Below are 15,775 nucleotides of genomic sequence, written 5' to 3' on the forward strand. Positions count from 1 at the left end.
ATGTCCGCTGAACACGTTTTGACGATGCTGAACGAACACGAAGTGAAGTTTGTTGATTTACGCTTCACTGATACCAAAGGTAAAGAACAGCACGTCACTATTCCTGCTCATCAGGTAAATGCCGAATTCTTTGAAGAAGGCAAAATGTTTGACGGCTCCTCAATCGGTGGCTGGAAAGGCATTAACGAATCAGACATGGTTCTGATGCCAGATGCGTCTACTGCTCTCATCGACCCGTTCTTTGAAGAGTCTACCCTGATCATCCGTTGCGATATCCTGGAACCAGGTACGCTGCAGGGCTACGACCGTGACCCGCGCTCCATTGCTAAACGTGCTGAAGAGTATCTGCGTTCTACCGGCATCGCAGACACCGTTCTGTTCGGACCAGAGCCAGAATTCTTCCTGTTTGACGACATCCGTTTCGGCGCAACTATTTCCGGTTCCCACGTGGCTATCGATGACATCGAAGGCGCATGGAACTCCTCCACCAAATACGAAGGTGGTAACAAAGGTCACCGTCCAGGCGTGAAAGGCGGTTACTTCCCGGTTCCTCCGGTAGATTCTTCTCAGGATATCCGTTCTACCATGTGTCTGATCATGGAAGAAATGGGCCTGGTTGTTGAAGCGCATCACCACGAAGTGGCGACTGCCGGTCAGAACGAAATCGCGACCCGCTTTAACACCATGACCAAAAAAGCGGACGAAATTCAGATCTACAAATATGTCGTTCACAACGTCGCTCACCGTTTCGGTAAAACCGCGACCTTTATGCCAAAACCAATGTTTGGCGATAACGGTTCCGGCATGCACTGCCACATGTCCCTGTCCAAGAACGGCGTAAACCTGTTCTCCGGTGACAAATATGCAGGTCTGTCTGAGCAGGCGCTGTACTACATCGGTGGCGTAATCAAACACGCTAAAGCGATCAACGCCCTGGCTAACCCGACCACCAACTCCTACAAGCGTCTGGTCCCGGGTTACGAAGCACCGGTAATGCTGGCTTACTCTGCCCGTAACCGTTCTGCGTCTATCCGTATCCCGGTAGTTGCTTCTCCGAAAGCGCGTCGTATCGAAGTGCGTTTCCCGGACCCGGCTGCTAACCCATACCTGTGCTTCGCAGCGCTGCTGATGGCTGGTCTTGACGGTATTAAGAACAAGATCCACCCGGGCGAAGCAATGGACAAAAACCTGTACGACCTGCCGCCGGAAGAAGCGAAAGAGATCCCACAGGTTGCTGGTTCTCTGGAAGAAGCACTGAAAGAACTGGATCTGGACCGCGAGTTCCTGACCGCAGGCGGCGTGTTCACCAATGAAGCGATCGATGCGTACATTGCGCTGCGTCGCGAAGAAGATGACCGCGTGCGTATGACTCCGCACCCGGTAGAGTTTGAGCTGTACTACAGCGTTTAATCGTTTGAGTTGCCGTGGAACTTTTAGCCTGCTCAGGCAGGCTTGAGATCGATGGTGAATGATAGGACGCCTGATGGCGCAAACTTATCAGGCCTGGAGGGTAACATTACCTTGTAGGCCGGATAAGGCAAAGCCGCCATCCGGCATCTATGTTTGCCAGTCATCTGTAGCCCATCCCCGGATGGGCTTTTTTCTCCACTAACAACCTGCTTTTTCGCGCTTTTTTGATGTAAAAAGCTATAATGCACTAAATTGGTGCAACACTTTTCAGGAGACTGCTGAATGGCAACCGGCACGCTGCCCGATGCTGGGCAGATCCTCAATTCTTTAATCAACAGCATCTTACTCGTCGACGATGAGCTGGCTGTACATTACGCCAACCCGGCGGCACAGCAGTTGCTCGCCCAAAGCTCCCGCAAACTGTTTGGTACACCGCTTCCCGATCTGTTGAGTTATTTCTCCTTAAACATCGGACTGATGCGAGAGAGCCTGGAAGCAGGCCAGGGCTTTACGGATAACGAAGTGACGCTGGTGATAGACAGCCACTCACATATCCTCTCTGTGACCGCTCAGAGGCTGCCTGATGGCCTTATCTTGCTGGAGATGGCCCCTATGGATAACCAGCGCCGTCTGAGTCAGGAACAGCTCCAGCACGCCCAGCAGATTGCCGCTCGCGATCTGGTGCGTGGTCTGGCACATGAAATTAAAAACCCGCTGGGCGGATTACGCGGTGCGGCGCAACTTCTCAGTAAAGCGCTTCCGGACCCGGCGCTGACCGAATATACCAAAGTCATTATTGAACAGGCGGACCGCCTGCGTAATCTGGTCGACCGTCTGCTGGGGCCACAACAGCCCGGCATGCACATCACGGAAAGTATTCACAAAGTGGCGGAACGCGTGGTGGCGCTGGTCTCGATGGAGCTGCCGGAAAACGTCACGCTAATCCGGGATTACGACCCAAGTCTGCCCGAATTACTGCACGACCCGGACCAGATCGAGCAGGTTTTGCTGAACATCGTACGCAATGCTTTGCAGGCGCTGGGACCGGAAGGCGGCGAGATCATTCTGCGCACCCGCACCGCGTTTCAGCTCACGCTACACGGCATGCGTTACCGTCTGGCGGCACGAATTGATGTAGAGGATAACGGTCCAGGTATTCCCTCGCATTTGCAGGATACGCTGTTCTACCCAATGGTTAGCGGTCGCGAAGGCGGTACCGGCCTTGGATTATCTATCGCCCGCAATTTGATTGATCAACATTCCGGCAAAATTGAATTTACCAGTTGGCCGGGTCATACCGAGTTCTCGGTTTACCTGCCTATCAGGAAATAAGGTGACGTTTATGCAACGAGGAATAGTCTGGGTCGTTGATGACGATAGTTCCATCCGTTGGGTGCTTGAACGTGCGCTCGCAGGGGCAGGGCTAAGCTGTACCACATTTGAAAGTGGTAAAGAGGTACTGGACGCGCTGGCCAGCAAAACGCCGGACGTGCTGTTGTCGGATATCCGCATGCCGGGTATGGACGGCCTGACGCTGTTAAAACAGATTAAACAGCGGCATCCGATGCTTCCGGTCATCATAATGACCGCGCACTCCGATCTGGATGCTGCCGTCAGCGCCTATCAGCAAGGAGCGTTTGATTATCTGCCCAAACCTTTTGATATTGATGAAGCGGTGGCGCTGGTCGAGCGCGCCATCAGTCATTATCAGGAACAGCAGCAGCCGCGCAATGTTCAGATCAATGGCCCCACAACCGACATCATCGGCGAAGCGCCAGCAATGCAGGACGTCTTTCGCATTATTGGTCGCCTGTCCCGGTCTTCAATCAGCGTATTGATTAATGGGGAGTCAGGAACCGGTAAAGAGCTGGTCGCCCATGCGTTGCACCGTCATAGCCCGCGCGTCAAAGCGCCGTTTATCGCGCTGAACATGGCGGCAATCCCGAAAGATTTGATCGAATCTGAGCTGTTTGGCCACGAGAAAGGCGCGTTTACCGGGGCGAATACCATTCGTCAGGGGCGCTTTGAACAGGCAGACGGCGGTACGCTGTTCCTCGATGAAATTGGCGATATGCCGCTGGACGTGCAAACGCGTTTATTGCGCGTATTAGCCGACGGACAGTTTTACCGCGTTGGCGGTTACGCGCCCGTAAAGGTAGATGTACGCATTATCGCCGCCACGCACCAGAATCTTGAACTACGCGTGCAGGAAGGCAAATTCCGTGAGGACTTATTCCATCGCCTGAACGTCATCCGGGTACATCTGCCGCCACTGCGTGAACGTCGGGAAGATATCCCCCGCCTGGCGCGTCATTTCCTGCAGGAGGCCGCCCGCGAACTGGGGGTGGAAGCCAAACAATTACACCCGGAAACCGAGGCTGCGCTCACCCGTCTGGCCTGGCCAGGTAACGTACGTCAGCTTGAGAACACCTGCCGCTGGTTAACCGTCATGGCCGCCGGGCAGGAAGTCCTGATTCAGGACTTACCAACCGAGCTGTTTGAAACCTCTGTGCCAGACGCACCGTCCCATATGCAGCCGGATAGTTGGGCGACGCTATTGGCACAGTGGGCGGATCGGGCATTACGCTCCGGTCATCAAAACTTGCTTTCTGAGGCCCAACCAGAGATGGAGCGTACGCTATTGACTACCGCGCTACGCCATACCCAGGGGCATAAACAGGAAGCGGCACGCTTGCTCGGTTGGGGTCGTAATACCTTGACGCGTAAGCTAAAAGAACTCGGAATGGAGTGACATATCGTCACTGTGTAAAGATTAATAATTGAGCGCAAATAGCTGCTATTTTGCGCTTTACTGTTCCGATGAGTTAAGTATGATCGTGCCCGACTAACGGGGGAAGTCATCATGCTGGAATCAATCATTAATCTGCTGTCGAGCGGTGCGGTCGAAAGCCATACGCCACAAACTGCGGTCGCCGCAGTATTGTGCGCAGCGCTGGTTGGGCTGTTCAGTTAGCGGGTTCGCCGGATGGCGCTTCGCTTACCCGACCTACGTATTGAGATTTTCGTAGGCACAGTAAGCGAAGCGCCACCCGGTAAAGCGTTAAATCACCCGCGAGAATTGCTGCATCCGCGCTTTCTGGCGCAGATACGCATCGAAGCACATGCAAATATTACGGATCAGCAGACGGCCCTTCGGCGTGACCTGAATCCCCTTCTCATCGACATCCACCAGCCCATCCTTCGCCAGCGGTGCCAGCAGTTTCAGGTCTTCGGCAAAATAGTCAGCGAAGTTCAGATCCCATTGCTGTTCCACAGCGGCATAGTCGAGGCGGAAGTTACAGATCAGGAGCTTAATAACATCCCGACGAATGCAGTCGTCGCGGGTCAGGGCGATTCCGCGCCACAGCGCGTTCCCCTGCTCGTCTACCTGCTGATAATAGCGCTTCAGCTCTTTCTGGTTCTGCGCGTAGTTGTCACCAATCATACTAATGGCTGACACGCCCATTCCCAGCAGATCGGTATCACCCTGGGTGGTATAGCCCTGGAAATTGCGATGCAGAACACCCTCGCGTTGTGCAATGGCCAATTCGTCATCTGGGCGGGCAAAATGATCCATACCAATAAACTGATAACCGGTTTCGGTCAGTGACGAGATGGTCTCCTGCAAGATATCCAGTTTCTGCTGCGCGCTGGGCAGGTCGGCATCTTTAATTTTGCGCTGAGCGGCAAACAGCGTTGGCAGGTGCGCGTAGTTAAAGACGCTCAGTCGGTCTGGATTCAGCTCAGCAACGCGTTTCAGGGTAAAGGCAAAACTTTCCGGCGTCTGTTTTGGCAGGCCATAAATCAGATCGATATTTGTTGAGGTAAAACCAATCTCCCGCGCATGATTCAGCAGCGCAAAGATAAACTCCTCATCCTGCTCACGGTTCACCAGGCGCTGAACTTCTTTGTTGAAGTCCTGTACCCCCATGCTCAGGCGGTTAAAACCTTCAGCACGTAAATGATCGAGCACATCCAGCTCAATTTCACGCGGATCCACTTCGATCGAGATTTCAGCGTCGTCGTTAAAGTTAAAGTTGCCACGCAGCAGCGACATCAAACGACTGATTTGCGCTTTATTCAGATACGTTGGCGTGCCGCCGCCCCAGTGCAGCTGACTGACATGACGTCCGGCGAACAGCGGTGCGCGATGAATAATTTCTTGTTCTAAGACATCGAGGTATTGATCGGCTTTATGCTGCTGGCGAGTCACGACCTTGTTACAGCCGCAGAAGTAGCACAGCTTGTGGCAGAACGGGATGTGAACGTACAGCGAGAGAGGACGCTCAGGATAACGCGCCACGGCCTTTAGAAATGCTTCAGTGCCGTAGTCTTCAGAAAACTCCAGCGCGGTCGGGTACGAGGTATATCGTGGCCCGGAATAGTTATATTTCTGGATCAGGGCCAGGTCCCAGTCTATTAACTGCTCTGACATGCTCACTCCTTCCGATGGCGTCTCTGGCGGGTACGGCGTACCGACTTAACCCCAGTACGGGTGATAAGTCGGTTGCGCAGCCACTTCTGTCGCCGCGACAACCGCTGTAGTTTAACGAATAACCACACCAGATAACATATAACCGGAAGGGTTATAAGCAGGACGGGAAGACCCACGGTGTAAAACCGTTAGTTGCCGCCTTTCAGCAGGCGCATCATGTCTTCCTGCTTTTCTTCTTCTTCCTCTTCTTCCTCGTCATCGTAAGAAAGACCCAGCTTTTGCATCAGCTCATCGATGCGATCCAGCTTGGCATCAACCCAGGACTGATCTTCCGCGCTCAGGGTTTCTCCTGCTTCAAGACGCTCCAGCAGCGCATCCAGGCGCTCATCCGTTTCCAGTAAATCCAACTCAGCCTGTGGTGAAAGCATAGGTTTCTCACTCTTCGGTTTGTGCTGTTTGGTGACTTTTTCGGTCACGCCCAATGGAATGGGGGTTTTGCTGCCAATACGAGGATCTTTTTGCTTATTTTGGTTTCCGCCACCAGATGCGCCTTCGCTACCGGACGCACGGCTACCTGCCGCATGACCACGGTGTTTTTTCTGGCGCTTACGGTCGCGAGCTTCCTGGTTAATTTCTTCGCGTGTTTTACGACGCGCTTTTGCAGGACCTTTACCGCGTGGTGTAGAAGTTGGTTTCATCATGATTCGTCTTTGGCTGTTTTTATTCCGTATATAATTGCGCCGGAATCTAGCAGAAATAAAGAAAAAAGGCGACAGAGTAATCTGTCGCCTTTTTTCCTGACTCTCAACCCTTACGGGCTCTACAATCCCTGTTGGCTATCAACACACCCTGTTTTTCCCTTAGCCTCTAACATTCCGTGTTGTTTCCATTTCCTTTTACTAACGTCTCCGGACGTTTGTCTTCCTGACAATCCTGTGTCTTCGCCTCCTGGCGCTCCTGACCCTCATCCTGAGTCGTCTATCCTTTCAGCTTCCTCGCTATGGACGCTACTTTACCGTTTTGGTTTAAACGTACAAGTAACCTGGGTAACAATTTCTGATTTTAAGAATAGCGCCCAAATGTAACCATATGATTTATTTTAGTTCTGTCATTTTTTACTCTGTCATCTCGTATAGAAACTGTCGGCAATGTCTCACAAAGCGCGAGGTTTTTACTTACACAGCCCACTCGTCGAAAAACCAGCCTTTTGCTGGGGTTCAGGTATAATCGCTGCAAAGCCCTGATTGATGGAGAGGACTGCTTTGACTAACTTGAATTATCAACAGACGCACTTTGTGATGAGTGCGCCTGATATTCGCCACTTACCTTCCGATACCGGTATCGAAGTGGCTTTTGCTGGCCGTTCCAACGCAGGCAAATCCAGTGCGCTAAATACCCTGACGAATCAAAAAGGTCTGGCGCGTACATCTAAAACGCCGGGTCGTACTCAGCTCATCAACCTGTTTGAAGTCGTTGACGGCAAACGCCTGGTCGATTTGCCAGGATACGGTTATGCCGAAGTTCCAGAAGAAATGAAGCGTAAATGGCAGCGCGCGCTGGCTGAATATCTGGAAAAGCGTCAGAGCCTGCAAGGTCTGGTAGTGCTGATGGATATTCGTCATCCGTTAAAAGATCTCGATCAACAGATGATCCTATGGGCAGTTGAGAGCAACGTTCAGGTTCTGGTACTGCTGACTAAAGCAGATAAGCTGGCCAGCGGTGCACGCAAAGCGCAGCTGAATATGGTACGTGAAGCCGTACTGGCATTTAACGGTGATGTGCAGGTAGAAGCATTTTCATCGCTGAAAAAACTGGGTGTGGACAAACTGCGGCAAAAACTGGATAGCTGGTTTAGTGAACTGGCACCGGTTGAAGAGGTGCAGGAAGAGGAATAACCCACCGATATGCCGGATGACGCCGCTGCGCGTCTTATCCGGCCTACAGCATGTGCAAAACTTTTCTTTCGCACAATAAAAAACGCCCCAGTCATTACTGACTGGGGCGGCTAAAATATTCAGCCAAATCCGATTACGTGAAGTAAAAGGTCTGAAAGATAGAACATCTTACCTCTGTACCCTACGAGAATAACTTTACTCTTTTTTGAGCAGCTCAGAAAGCACTTTTTGTAATTTTTTTTCATTCCTTACATAGGAAATTCTAATGGACATCACAAAAAGCTCTCTCTTATGTTGCTTAGTTACGAAAAAGGCGCGTTATTAAGTAAACCCTTAGTGCGCCTGATCCCAGTTTTCACCACTCCCGACTTCCACCAGCAACGGCACGTCAATCTGAGTCTCGTTTTCCATCAGTTGGTGGATCTTTTTGGAGACGCTTTCCAGATCATCTTTGTGCACTTCAAACACCAGTTCATCGTGTACCTGCATGATCATGCGCACGCGCGGTTGCTCGGTTTGCAGCCATCCATCCACGGCAATCATGGCTCGTTTGATAATGTCTGCGGCAGTTCCCTGCATCGGGGCGTTAATAGCCGCACGTTCAGCACCAGCGCGACGAGCACCATTACTGGATTTAATATCCGGTAAATAGAGACGGCGACCTTCCAGCGTTTCTACATAGCCTTGCTCTTTCGCCTGCGCGCGGGTGCGTTCCATGTATTCCAACACACCAGGGTAGCGTTCGAAGTAGAGATCCATGTACTTCTGTGCTTCTTTGCGCGGAATATTCAACTGGCGTGCCAAACCAAAGGCGCTCATCCCGTAGATCAAACCGAAGTTAATGGCTTTAGCGCTGCGGCGTTGCTCGCTGGTCACAGAATCAAGCGGTAAACCAAAGACTTCTGCCGCCGTTGCGCGGTGAATGTCTTTCCCTTCGGCAAACGCGGTAAGCAGACCTTTATCACGTGAAAGGTGCGCCATGATACGCAGTTCAATCTGTGAGTAGTCCGCAGAGACAATCAGGTAGTCTTCTGGCGCAATGAACGCCTGACGAATACGACGACCTTCCTCATTACGTACCGGGATGTTTTGCAGGTTTGGATCCGTTGAAGACAAGCGCCCGGTGGCAGTAACCGCCTGATGGTATGAGGTGTGCACGCGCCCGGTTTTCTTGTTAATCATCAACGGAAGCTTATCCGTATAGGTCGACTTCAGTTTTGCTAAACCACGATATTCCAGGATCACTTTCGGCAATGGGTAATCCAGCGCGAGCTCTTCCAGTACCTCTTCCGACGTTGATGGCGCGCCGCCAGGGGTTTTCTTCAACGGCTTAATACCCTGCTTTTCAAACAGGATAGTTTGCAGTTGCTTAGTGGAAGAGAGGTTAAACGCTTCTCCGGCGATCTCGTGCGCTTTTTGCTCCAGCTCATTCAAACGCAGCGTCAGCTCTTCTGAATGCTTGTGCAGAACAGCCGGATCGATTTTCACACCGTTGCGCTCAACGCGAGACAAAACCGGCACCAGCGGCATATCGATATTTTCAAAGACGTTCAACGGCCCTTTATGCTGCTGCAATTCTGGCCACATCTTCAGATGCAGCTGTAGCGTAACGTCGGCGTCTTCCGCAGCGTAACGACCAGCCTCTTCCAGTGCTATCTGGTTAAAGGTCAGCTGGTTTTTGCCTTTTCCGGCGATCTCTTCAAAGGTGATGGTTTTATGTTTCAGCCAGCGGTCCGACAGGCTGTCCATATCGTGTCGTCCAGCGACGCTGTTAAGAATGTAGGATTCGAGCATGGTGTCAAAGGTGATGCCGCGCAGCTCGATGCCATAGTTCGCCAGGATGCCGCGATCGTACTTCAGGTTTTGCCCGACTTTGTGCGCGTTCTCATCTTCCAGCAGCGGCTTCAGCAGCTCCAGCGCGCGGTCGCGCGCGATCTGGTCAGGGGCATCCAGGTAATCGTGGGCAACAGGAACATACGCAGCCACACCCGGTTCAATGGCAAAAGACAGGCCAACCAGATTCGCGGAAATGTTGTCCAGGCTGTCAGTTTCAGTATCGAAGGCAAAGACTGGTGCTTTTTTCAGCTTAGCGATCCACTCTTCCAGCGTCGCTTCGTCCAGAATCGTCACATAGTTTTCATACGAAAGAACCGTGGCCGGCTCCTCAGGCGTTTCATCGACGACAATAGTTTCTTGCGGTTTTGCCGCCGGCTTCGTCCCTTTCGCCTGTAGCCATTTACCCGCTTCAACGTCGGTAACCCAACGTTTAAATTCATACTGTTTAAACAGGCCAAGCAGTTCTTCTGCAGCGGGCTGACGCACTTCAAGCTGCTCACAGGTCAATTCCAGCTCAACATCCGTTTTGATGGTAGCCAATTGATAAGAGAGGTACGCCACCTCTTTGTTCTGCTCAAGTTTGCCTGCCATGGTTTTCGCACCACGGAAGGTCAGCCCCGCTATTTTGTCTGATTCGGCATAGAGGGTATCCAGCCCACCCAGCCCCTGCAGTAGTGCCTGAGCGGTTTTTTCGCCTACGCCTGGAACGCCAGGAATGTTATCTGAGGAATCCCCCATCAGCGCCAGGAAATCGATGATCAGTTCCGGCGGGACGCCGTACTTATTCACCACTTCCTCCGGGCCGAGGATCGTATTGGTCATGGTGTTGATTAGGGTGATATTCGGCGTCACCAACTGAGCCATATCTTTATCACCGGTACTAATCAGCACCGGGCGACCGATCTTCTCTGCTTCCCGCGCCAGCGTACCGATAACATCGTCCGCCTCCACGCCAGAAACAGCCAACAGTGGCAACCCCATCGCCTTTACCATCGCATGCAGAGGTTCAATCTGCGCACGCAGATCGTCCGGCATCGGTGGGCGGTGAGACTTATAATGTTCGAATAATTCATCACGGAAGGTTTTACCCTTGGCGTCGAATACCACCGCTGCATGGGTTGGTTGATATTGCAGAATCAAGCTACGCAGCATGTTGAGGACACCGTACATCGCGCCCGTAGGTTCTCCTGCGCTGTTAGTCAGCGGTGGGAACGCGTGGTATGCGCGATACAGGTAAGATGAGCCATCTACAAGGATAAGTGGGTTTTCTGGGATCTGAACCATAATGTCCGTGCCTGTTTATCAGATTATGGGTAAAGGATGCCACAGACAGGATGAAAACATGAGTTTTTCGCCGCATTTGTCGAAAAACTTTTGCAGATCTTCTGCTTTGCTCGCAAAGATAGCTGTGGATAACTTTGTGAATAAATAATTTTCAGCTCTTTAAATATAGCAAGGCAATTAATGCTCCATTGTATTTATACAACATTTTCAATTGGTTAAATAAACTCACGGCATTTTATTCCATTTTTACAGCTTATATCCTGATGTGGATAGATATTCTCTTTTTTTCTATTCAGGGAAGATCCATCATTTGGTTCGTTTTCTGATAAAATCAGCCCCTTGCGCCTCTTTCGCGCACTGTCTATGGCTAACCTTTTGAATAATTTAATTATGACGAGAATACTCGCTGCGATAACGCTGTTGCTGAGTATCGTATTGACCATATTGGTCACAATTTTTTGTTCTGTGCCGATCATCCTTGCCGGGGTTGTGAAACTCCTTTTGCCCATTCCTGTCGTCTGGCGCAAGGTTTCTGTCTTCTGTAATTTCATGATGTACTGCTGGTGTGAAGGTCTGGCGCTACTGCTGCACCTTAATCCACGGCTGAAGTGGGATGTTGAAGGACTGGAAGGTCTTAGCAAGAAAAACTGGTATCTGCTCATTTGTAATCATTACAGCTGGGCCGATATCGTTGTGCTTTGCGTTCTGTTCCGTAAGCACATCCCGATGAATAAATATTTCCTCAAGCAGCAGTTGGCCTGGGTGCCCTTTATTGGCCTGGCTTGCTGGGCTCTGGATATGCCGTTTATGAAACGCTATTCACGTGGCTATCTGCTTCGCCATCCGGAACGCCGTGGTAAAGATGTCGAAACGACGCGTCGTTCCTGCGAGAAATTTCGTGCGCACCCGACAACCATTGTGAATTTTGTCGAAGGTTCGCGGTTTACTCATGAGAAGCGTGAGCAAACCCGTTCTCCTTATCAAAACCTGCTCCCACCCAAGGCGGCCGGTATTGCGATGGCATTAAATGTGCTGGGGTCACAGTTCGATAAAATGCTGGATGTCACGTTGTGCTATCCGGAAAACAGTAGCCGACCGTTCTACGATATGCTGAGCGGTAAGCTAACGAGGATTGTCGTGCGGGTGAATCTGGAGCCAATCCATGAAGAGTTACACGGTGATTACGTGAACGATAAGGCATTCAAGCGCCGCTTTCAGCTGTGGTTGAATACGCTGTGGAGTGAGAAAGACGCGCAGCTCGACGCGATTAAAGCTGCAAATAAAAAAGCCGGTCAGTGACCGGCTTTTGCTTTTACTTCTGACCGACCAGGTATTTCACGGTATCCGCATACTGTTGTACAAAGATATCCATGCTGCTGGTATCCATGCCCTGCGGGTTGACCTGATATTTGCCATTCACGAACATCGCCGGAACGCCCTGCAGCTGTAAATCAGCCGCTGCTTTTTCCTGCTGTGCCACGAGAGATTTCACTACGAAGCTGTTCCATGCCGCATCATAGTCTTCGCCTTTAATACCCGCATCGACAAACACTTTACGGATATCAGCAACAGACTGAACGGTCTGGGTTTTCTGAACCCCTTCAAACAGCGGAACAGTGACCTGATCTTCAACGCCCAGCGCCATTGCAACCGCCCATGCCTGCGTCAGATCTTTGCCCAACGGCCCGAGAAACTCGACGTGGTACTTGGTCATCTTGGTGCCTTCCGGCAGTTTTTTCTTCACGTTATCAGATACATGAAGCACTTCTTCAAACTGATAGCAGTGCGGGCAGTAGAAGGAGAAGAACTCCAACACTTGCGGTTCACCCGCAACAGGCTTCTCCAGGGTGATGTATTGTTTACCATCCTGGAACTGCGCTGCAGATGCGCTAAAAGCTAAGACCATACCAGCCAGCGCCAGCCATATTTTTTTCATGTTCAAGTTTCTCCGATTAATACATTGGCGTTAATTGTAAGGGGGGCTCTTGCAGAATTTTTGCCTGCTCAATAAAGGTCGCGGTCTGACGATGCCAGTAATCTTCCCCGGTTAACCACGGGAAGTTTTTTGGGAACGCAGGGTCAGCCCAACGTCGAATCAGCCAGGCAAGATAATAAACTAAACGCATAGCGCGTAAAGGTTCTATCAGTCCGATTTCAGAGATGTCGAACTCACTAAACTCTTCATAAGCCTCGATAATGGTTTCTAGCTGCATGCGTTGTTCAGCTTTATCACCATTGAGAAGCATCCATAAATCCTGAATAGCCGGACCATTGCGGGCATCATCTAAATCGACAAACATCGGGCCATCGCGCCACAGAATATTACCGGCATGACAATCACCGTGCAGGCGTAACGTAGTAAAACGAGTATGCCAGCGTTCGGTAACCACCGCGATAAGCGCATCCGTTGCCTTCAGGAAAGCCGCTTTTTGCCCTGATGGGATAAGCTGTGCGTGTTCAAAAACTTTACGCGGCTCAGTCAGGTATTCTTCAAGGCCAATCGTCGGTCGGAAGGTAAAAGTACGCTTGCATCCGGTCTGGTGCATACGCCCGAGATAGCGCCCCACCGCCTCCATCTGATCGATGTTGTCAGCTTCAAACTGTCGTCCACCGACGCTGGGGAAGATCGCATAATGGAAACCCTGATGGCTTAACAGCGTTTGGCCGTTCAGTACCAACGGCGCAGCTACCGGGACTTCATCGCTTACCAGTTCCAGAGCAAACTGGTGCTCTTCCTGGATCTGATCGACAGACCAGCGTTCAGGGCGATAAAACTTAACAACAAAGCGTCGACGGTCTTCGTCCTGGAATTGATAGACACGGTTTTCATAGCTGTTAAGCGGGGTAAGCCCGGAGTCCACCCGGATCCCCTGCTCAAACAGTGCATCCATGATGGTATCCGGGTGTAGCGTCTGGAAATTAAAAGCGTTGTCGTTCATCCCATCATCCGGAAAATACTACGAATGATTCAGGATATCATTTCGCAGCGCTTTCGGTGGCGGCGATTACAAGCTTTTACTCTTTAATTACACCACGAGCGCGGAGTAGTGCGGTTTTAAAATCTTCTTCATAATCTTTCTGAATACCTGGGATGACAGCATCCTTCGCTGAGTCTCGCATTTTCAGGTGATAGATCAGAATGTCATCAGTTAAATCCGCCAGTTCGCCGTCAAAACCTGACTCTTGCGCCAGTTTCTGCAAAAATTGCATCAGGTTAAGATCGGGTTCCTTCTGCCAGGCAGGCTGGAGGAGTTCAATAACTTCATTCAGACGTTTACATTTCATGGTTGTGCTCCTTAGGCTCAATACAGATACGTTAGCAGGGTCAATCCCACATTAAAAGAGGCGATATCAGTGATTCTGGATAGTGCAATAACAGGGGTTGTGCTGGCTGGCGGTAAGGCCAGACGGATGGGTGGAACCGATAAAGGTCTGCTTGAACTGGACGGTAAACCTCTTTGGCGGCATGTGGCCGACATTCTCGCTTTGCAGGTCGAAACCGTGGTGGTTAATGCCAATCGCCACCGGGATATATACCAGCAAAGCGGCCTGAAAGTTATTCCCGATTCATTGGCCGATTTCCCTGGCCCACTCGCCGGGATGCTATCGGTATTCCTGCAGCAAACGGGGGAGTGGTTTTTGTTCTGCCCGTGCGATATGCCCTATATTCCTCACGATCTGGTCGCTCGTTTAAAAGAGCAGCGCAAAGCTGCACCGGTTGTCTGGGTGCATGATGGTGAAAGAGATCACCCAACCATTGCGCTGATGCACCGCTCTATGCAGCCGTTGCTACAGGATTATCTTCAGTCCGGTGAACGACGCGTTATGGTCTTTATGCGTCTGGCTGGCGGTCATGCTGTCGATTTCAGCGATCATAAAGATGCGTTCGTAAACGTAAACACCCCCGAAGAGCTCGCAAAATGGCAGGAAAAATCATGATCCCATTACTCGCCATTGCGGCATGGAGCGGTACGGGAAAAACCACGCTGCTCAAAAAGTTGATCCCGGAGCTACGTGCCAGAGGTATACGTCCCGGATTGATTAAACATACTCATCACAATATGGATGTCGACAAGCCCGGTAAAGATAGCTATGAACTGCGTAAAGCCGGTGCAGCACAAACGCTGGTCGCCAGCCAGCAACGTTGGGCGTTAATGGTAGAAACACCGGAAGAGCCCGAACTGGATTTAGCGTATCTGGTAAGCCGGATGGATGCAGCAACGTTGGACCTGGTGCTGGTTGAAGGGTTTAAGCATGAACCTGTCGCTAAGATCGTGCTTTTTCGCGACGGTTGCGGGCATAGTCCTGAAGAATTGGCGATAGACGAATATGTTATCGCGGTTGCCAGTGATGTTCCGCTGGCGGTAGATGTTCCATTGTTAGATATCAACGACATACAGCAACTTGCTGATTTTGTTACGCAATGGATAAGATGGTAACCGTGTTGTTATGATGTGCCTGATGCGCTGCGCTTATCAGGCCTACTGAAACGCATTCACTGACGGGCTTTTGTAGGCCGGATAAGGCGGTACGCCGCATCCGGCGGTTTTCATCCCGCACAGACGCAAAAAAGCCCATCCGTCAGGATGGGCTTCTTCACTAAATTAATGCCTGGCAGTTTATGGCGGCGTCCTGCCCGCCACCCTCCGGGCCGTTGCTGCGCAACGTTCAAATCCGCTCCCGGCGGATTTGTCCTGGGCAGGAGAGCGCTCACCGACAGACAACAGATAAAACAAAAGGCCCAGTCTTTCGACTGAGCCTTTCGCTTTTATTTGATGCCTGGCAGTTCCCTACTCTCGCATGGGGAGACCCCACACTACCATCGGCGCTACGGCGTTTCACTTCTGAGTTCGGCATGGGGTCAGGTGGGACCACCGCGCTACAGCCGCCAGGCAAATTCTGTTTATCAACACAC

Annotated in this window: 16 protein-coding genes, 1 rRNA gene and 1 pseudogene; 8 read left to right on the top strand and 10 right to left on the bottom strand. The window is 51.3% G+C overall.

Going from position 1 to position 15,775, the window contains the following annotated elements; all coding sequences use genetic code 11:
- From glnA to SK35_RS23600, 4 genes are all read left to right on the top strand, one after another.
- Complete coding sequence (gene glnA / locus SK35_RS23585; RefSeq protein WP_008786987.1) at positions 1 to 1,410, top strand: glutamate--ammonia ligase; 1,410 nt, start codon at positions 1 to 3, stop codon at positions 1,408 to 1,410.
- Positions 1,411 to 1,692: 282 nt separating this feature from the next.
- A complete protein-coding gene (glnL, locus tag SK35_RS23590) occupies positions 1,693 to 2,742 on the top strand; it encodes a nitrogen regulation protein NR(II) (RefSeq protein ID WP_008786986.1) in 1,050 nt (349 codons plus the stop codon).
- 10 nt (positions 2,743 to 2,752) lie between these two features.
- Positions 2,753 to 4,162, top strand: a complete 1,410-nt coding sequence (glnG, locus tag SK35_RS23595) for a nitrogen regulation protein NR(I) (protein WP_003825317.1) — start codon at positions 2,753 to 2,755, stop codon at positions 4,160 to 4,162.
- 111 nt (positions 4,163 to 4,273) lie between these two features.
- The gene (locus tag SK35_RS23600) at positions 4,274 to 4,384 is read left to right on the top strand and encodes a YshB family small membrane protein (RefSeq protein WP_020996121.1); all 111 of its coding nucleotides are present in this window, start codon (positions 4,274 to 4,276) and stop codon (positions 4,382 to 4,384) included.
- Positions 4,385 to 4,471: 87 nt separating this feature from the next.
- On the opposite strand, the gene hemN is transcribed toward SK35_RS23600, so the two are convergent.
- The 3 genes and pseudogenes from hemN to SK35_RS26960 form a co-directional block, all read right to left on the bottom strand.
- Positions 4,472 to 5,845, bottom strand: coding sequence for an oxygen-independent coproporphyrinogen III oxidase (gene hemN / locus SK35_RS23605; protein ID WP_048215207.1), 1,374 nt, complete (start codon positions 5,843 to 5,845; stop codon positions 4,472 to 4,474).
- Positions 5,846 to 6,033: 188 nt separating this feature from the next.
- Positions 6,034 to 6,543, bottom strand: coding sequence for a Der GTPase-activating protein YihI (gene yihI / locus SK35_RS23610; RefSeq protein ID WP_003028627.1), 510 nt, complete (start codon positions 6,541 to 6,543; stop codon positions 6,034 to 6,036).
- Between the two features lie 169 nt (positions 6,544 to 6,712).
- Positions 6,713 to 6,898, bottom strand: a pseudogene (locus SK35_RS26960) (hypothetical protein).
- Between the two features lie 209 nt (positions 6,899 to 7,107).
- On the opposite strand from SK35_RS26960, the gene yihA reads away from it, so the two are divergent.
- Positions 7,108 to 7,740: a ribosome biogenesis GTP-binding protein YihA/YsxC gene (yihA, locus tag SK35_RS23615; RefSeq protein WP_071845249.1), complete on the top strand. Its 633-nt coding sequence runs from the start codon at positions 7,108 to 7,110 to the stop codon at positions 7,738 to 7,740.
- 119 nt (positions 7,741 to 7,859) lie between these two features.
- Here yihA and SK35_RS27175 read toward each other — a convergent pair whose 3' ends face one another.
- The 3 genes from SK35_RS27175 to SK35_RS26965 form a co-directional block, all read right to left on the bottom strand.
- Positions 7,860 to 7,907 carry a spot 42 RNA, inhibition of DNA synthesis gene (locus tag SK35_RS27175; RefSeq protein WP_071892919.1) on the bottom strand — a complete coding sequence of 16 codons (48 nt, stop codon included), beginning with the start codon at positions 7,905 to 7,907 and terminating at the stop codon, positions 7,860 to 7,862.
- Positions 7,908 to 8,073: 166 nt separating this feature from the next.
- Positions 8,074 to 10,860 (bottom strand): DNA polymerase I, encoded by a 2,787-nt coding sequence (polA, locus tag SK35_RS23620; RefSeq protein ID WP_048215208.1) that lies wholly within the window; start codon positions 10,858 to 10,860, stop codon positions 8,074 to 8,076.
- A gap of 215 nt (positions 10,861 to 11,075) precedes the next feature.
- On the bottom strand, positions 11,076 to 11,411 hold the full coding sequence (locus SK35_RS26965; RefSeq protein WP_230320052.1) for a hypothetical protein: 336 nt from the start codon (positions 11,409 to 11,411) through the stop codon (positions 11,076 to 11,078).
- On the opposite strand from SK35_RS26965, the gene SK35_RS23625 reads away from it, so the two are divergent.
- Positions 11,305 to 12,159, top strand: coding sequence for an acyltransferase (locus SK35_RS23625; protein ID WP_231587334.1), 855 nt, complete (start codon positions 11,305 to 11,307; stop codon positions 12,157 to 12,159). The two genes, SK35_RS26965 and SK35_RS23625, sit on opposite strands and share 107 nt — an antisense overlap.
- Positions 12,160 to 12,172: 13 nt before the next feature.
- Here SK35_RS23625 and dsbA read toward each other — a convergent pair whose 3' ends face one another.
- The 3 genes from dsbA to SK35_RS23640 form a co-directional block, all read right to left on the bottom strand.
- Positions 12,173 to 12,796, bottom strand: a complete 624-nt coding sequence (gene dsbA / locus SK35_RS23630) for a thiol:disulfide interchange protein DsbA (RefSeq protein ID WP_003028621.1) — start codon at positions 12,794 to 12,796, stop codon at positions 12,173 to 12,175.
- Positions 12,797 to 12,812: 16 nt separating this feature from the next.
- Positions 12,813 to 13,799, bottom strand: a complete 987-nt coding sequence (locus tag SK35_RS23635) for a serine/threonine protein kinase (RefSeq protein ID WP_048215210.1) — start codon at positions 13,797 to 13,799, stop codon at positions 12,813 to 12,815.
- Between the two features lie 76 nt (positions 13,800 to 13,875).
- Entirely contained in the window at positions 13,876 to 14,145 is a 270-nt protein-coding gene (locus tag SK35_RS23640) for a YihD family protein (protein ID WP_003028616.1), read from the bottom strand.
- Between the two features lie 126 nt (positions 14,146 to 14,271).
- On the opposite strand from SK35_RS23640, the gene mobA reads away from it, so the two are divergent.
- A complete protein-coding gene (mobA, locus tag SK35_RS23645; protein ID WP_230320601.1) occupies positions 14,272 to 14,799 on the top strand; it encodes a molybdenum cofactor guanylyltransferase MobA in 528 nt (175 codons plus the stop codon).
- Positions 14,781 to 15,299: a molybdopterin-guanine dinucleotide biosynthesis protein MobB gene (mobB, locus tag SK35_RS23650; protein ID WP_103015350.1), complete on the top strand. Its 519-nt coding sequence runs from the start codon at positions 14,781 to 14,783 to the stop codon at positions 15,297 to 15,299. The genes mobA and mobB overlap by 19 nt, the downstream gene beginning before the upstream one ends.
- A gap of 338 nt (positions 15,300 to 15,637) precedes the next feature.
- On the opposite strand, the gene rrf is transcribed toward mobB, so the two are convergent.
- Positions 15,638 to 15,753 (bottom strand): 5S ribosomal RNA (rrf, locus tag SK35_RS23655).
- Between the last annotated feature and the right edge of the window lie 22 nt (positions 15,754 to 15,775).

The organism is Citrobacter sp. MGH105, assembly GCF_001037485.2.
Taxonomy (GTDB): Bacteria; Pseudomonadota; Gammaproteobacteria; order Enterobacterales; family Enterobacteriaceae; genus Citrobacter; species Citrobacter portucalensis.

Excerpts from the sequence above, each read along its gene's own strand:
- glnL (WP_008786986.1), top strand. The coding sequence starts at position 1,693 with ATGGCAACCGGCACGCTGCCCGATGCTGGGCAGATCCTCAATTCTTTA.
- yihI (WP_003028627.1), bottom strand. The coding sequence starts at position 6,543 with ATGAAACCAACTTCTACACCACGCGGTAAAGGTCCTGCAAAAGCGCGT.
- mobB (WP_103015350.1), top strand. The coding sequence starts at position 14,781 with ATGGCAGGAAAAATCATGATCCCATTACTCGCCATTGCGGCATGGAGC.
- glnA (WP_008786987.1), top strand. The coding sequence starts at position 1 with ATGTCCGCTGAACACGTTTTGACGATGCTGAACGAACACGAAGTGAAG.
- hemN (WP_048215207.1), bottom strand. The coding sequence starts at position 5,845 with ATGTCAGAGCAGTTAATAGACTGGGACCTGGCCCTGATCCAGAAATAT.
- SK35_RS23635 (WP_048215210.1), bottom strand. The coding sequence starts at position 13,799 with ATGAACGACAACGCTTTTAATTTCCAGACGCTACACCCGGATACCATC.
- glnG (WP_003825317.1), top strand. The coding sequence starts at position 2,753 with ATGCAACGAGGAATAGTCTGGGTCGTTGATGACGATAGTTCCATCCGT.
- SK35_RS23640 (WP_003028616.1), bottom strand. The coding sequence starts at position 14,145 with ATGAAATGTAAACGTCTGAATGAAGTTATTGAACTCCTCCAGCCTGCC.
- SK35_RS26965 (WP_230320052.1), bottom strand. The coding sequence starts at position 11,411 with ATGAAATTACAGAAGACAGAAACCTTGCGCCAGACGACAGGAATGGGC.
- dsbA (WP_003028621.1), bottom strand. The coding sequence starts at position 12,796 with ATGAAAAAAATATGGCTGGCGCTGGCTGGTATGGTCTTAGCTTTTAGC.
- mobA (WP_230320601.1), top strand. The coding sequence starts at position 14,272 with ATGGGTGGAACCGATAAAGGTCTGCTTGAACTGGACGGTAAACCTCTT.
- polA (WP_048215208.1), bottom strand. The coding sequence starts at position 10,860 with ATGGTTCAGATCCCAGAAAACCCACTTATCCTTGTAGATGGCTCATCT.
- SK35_RS23600 (WP_020996121.1), top strand. The coding sequence starts at position 4,274 with ATGCTGGAATCAATCATTAATCTGCTGTCGAGCGGTGCGGTCGAAAGC.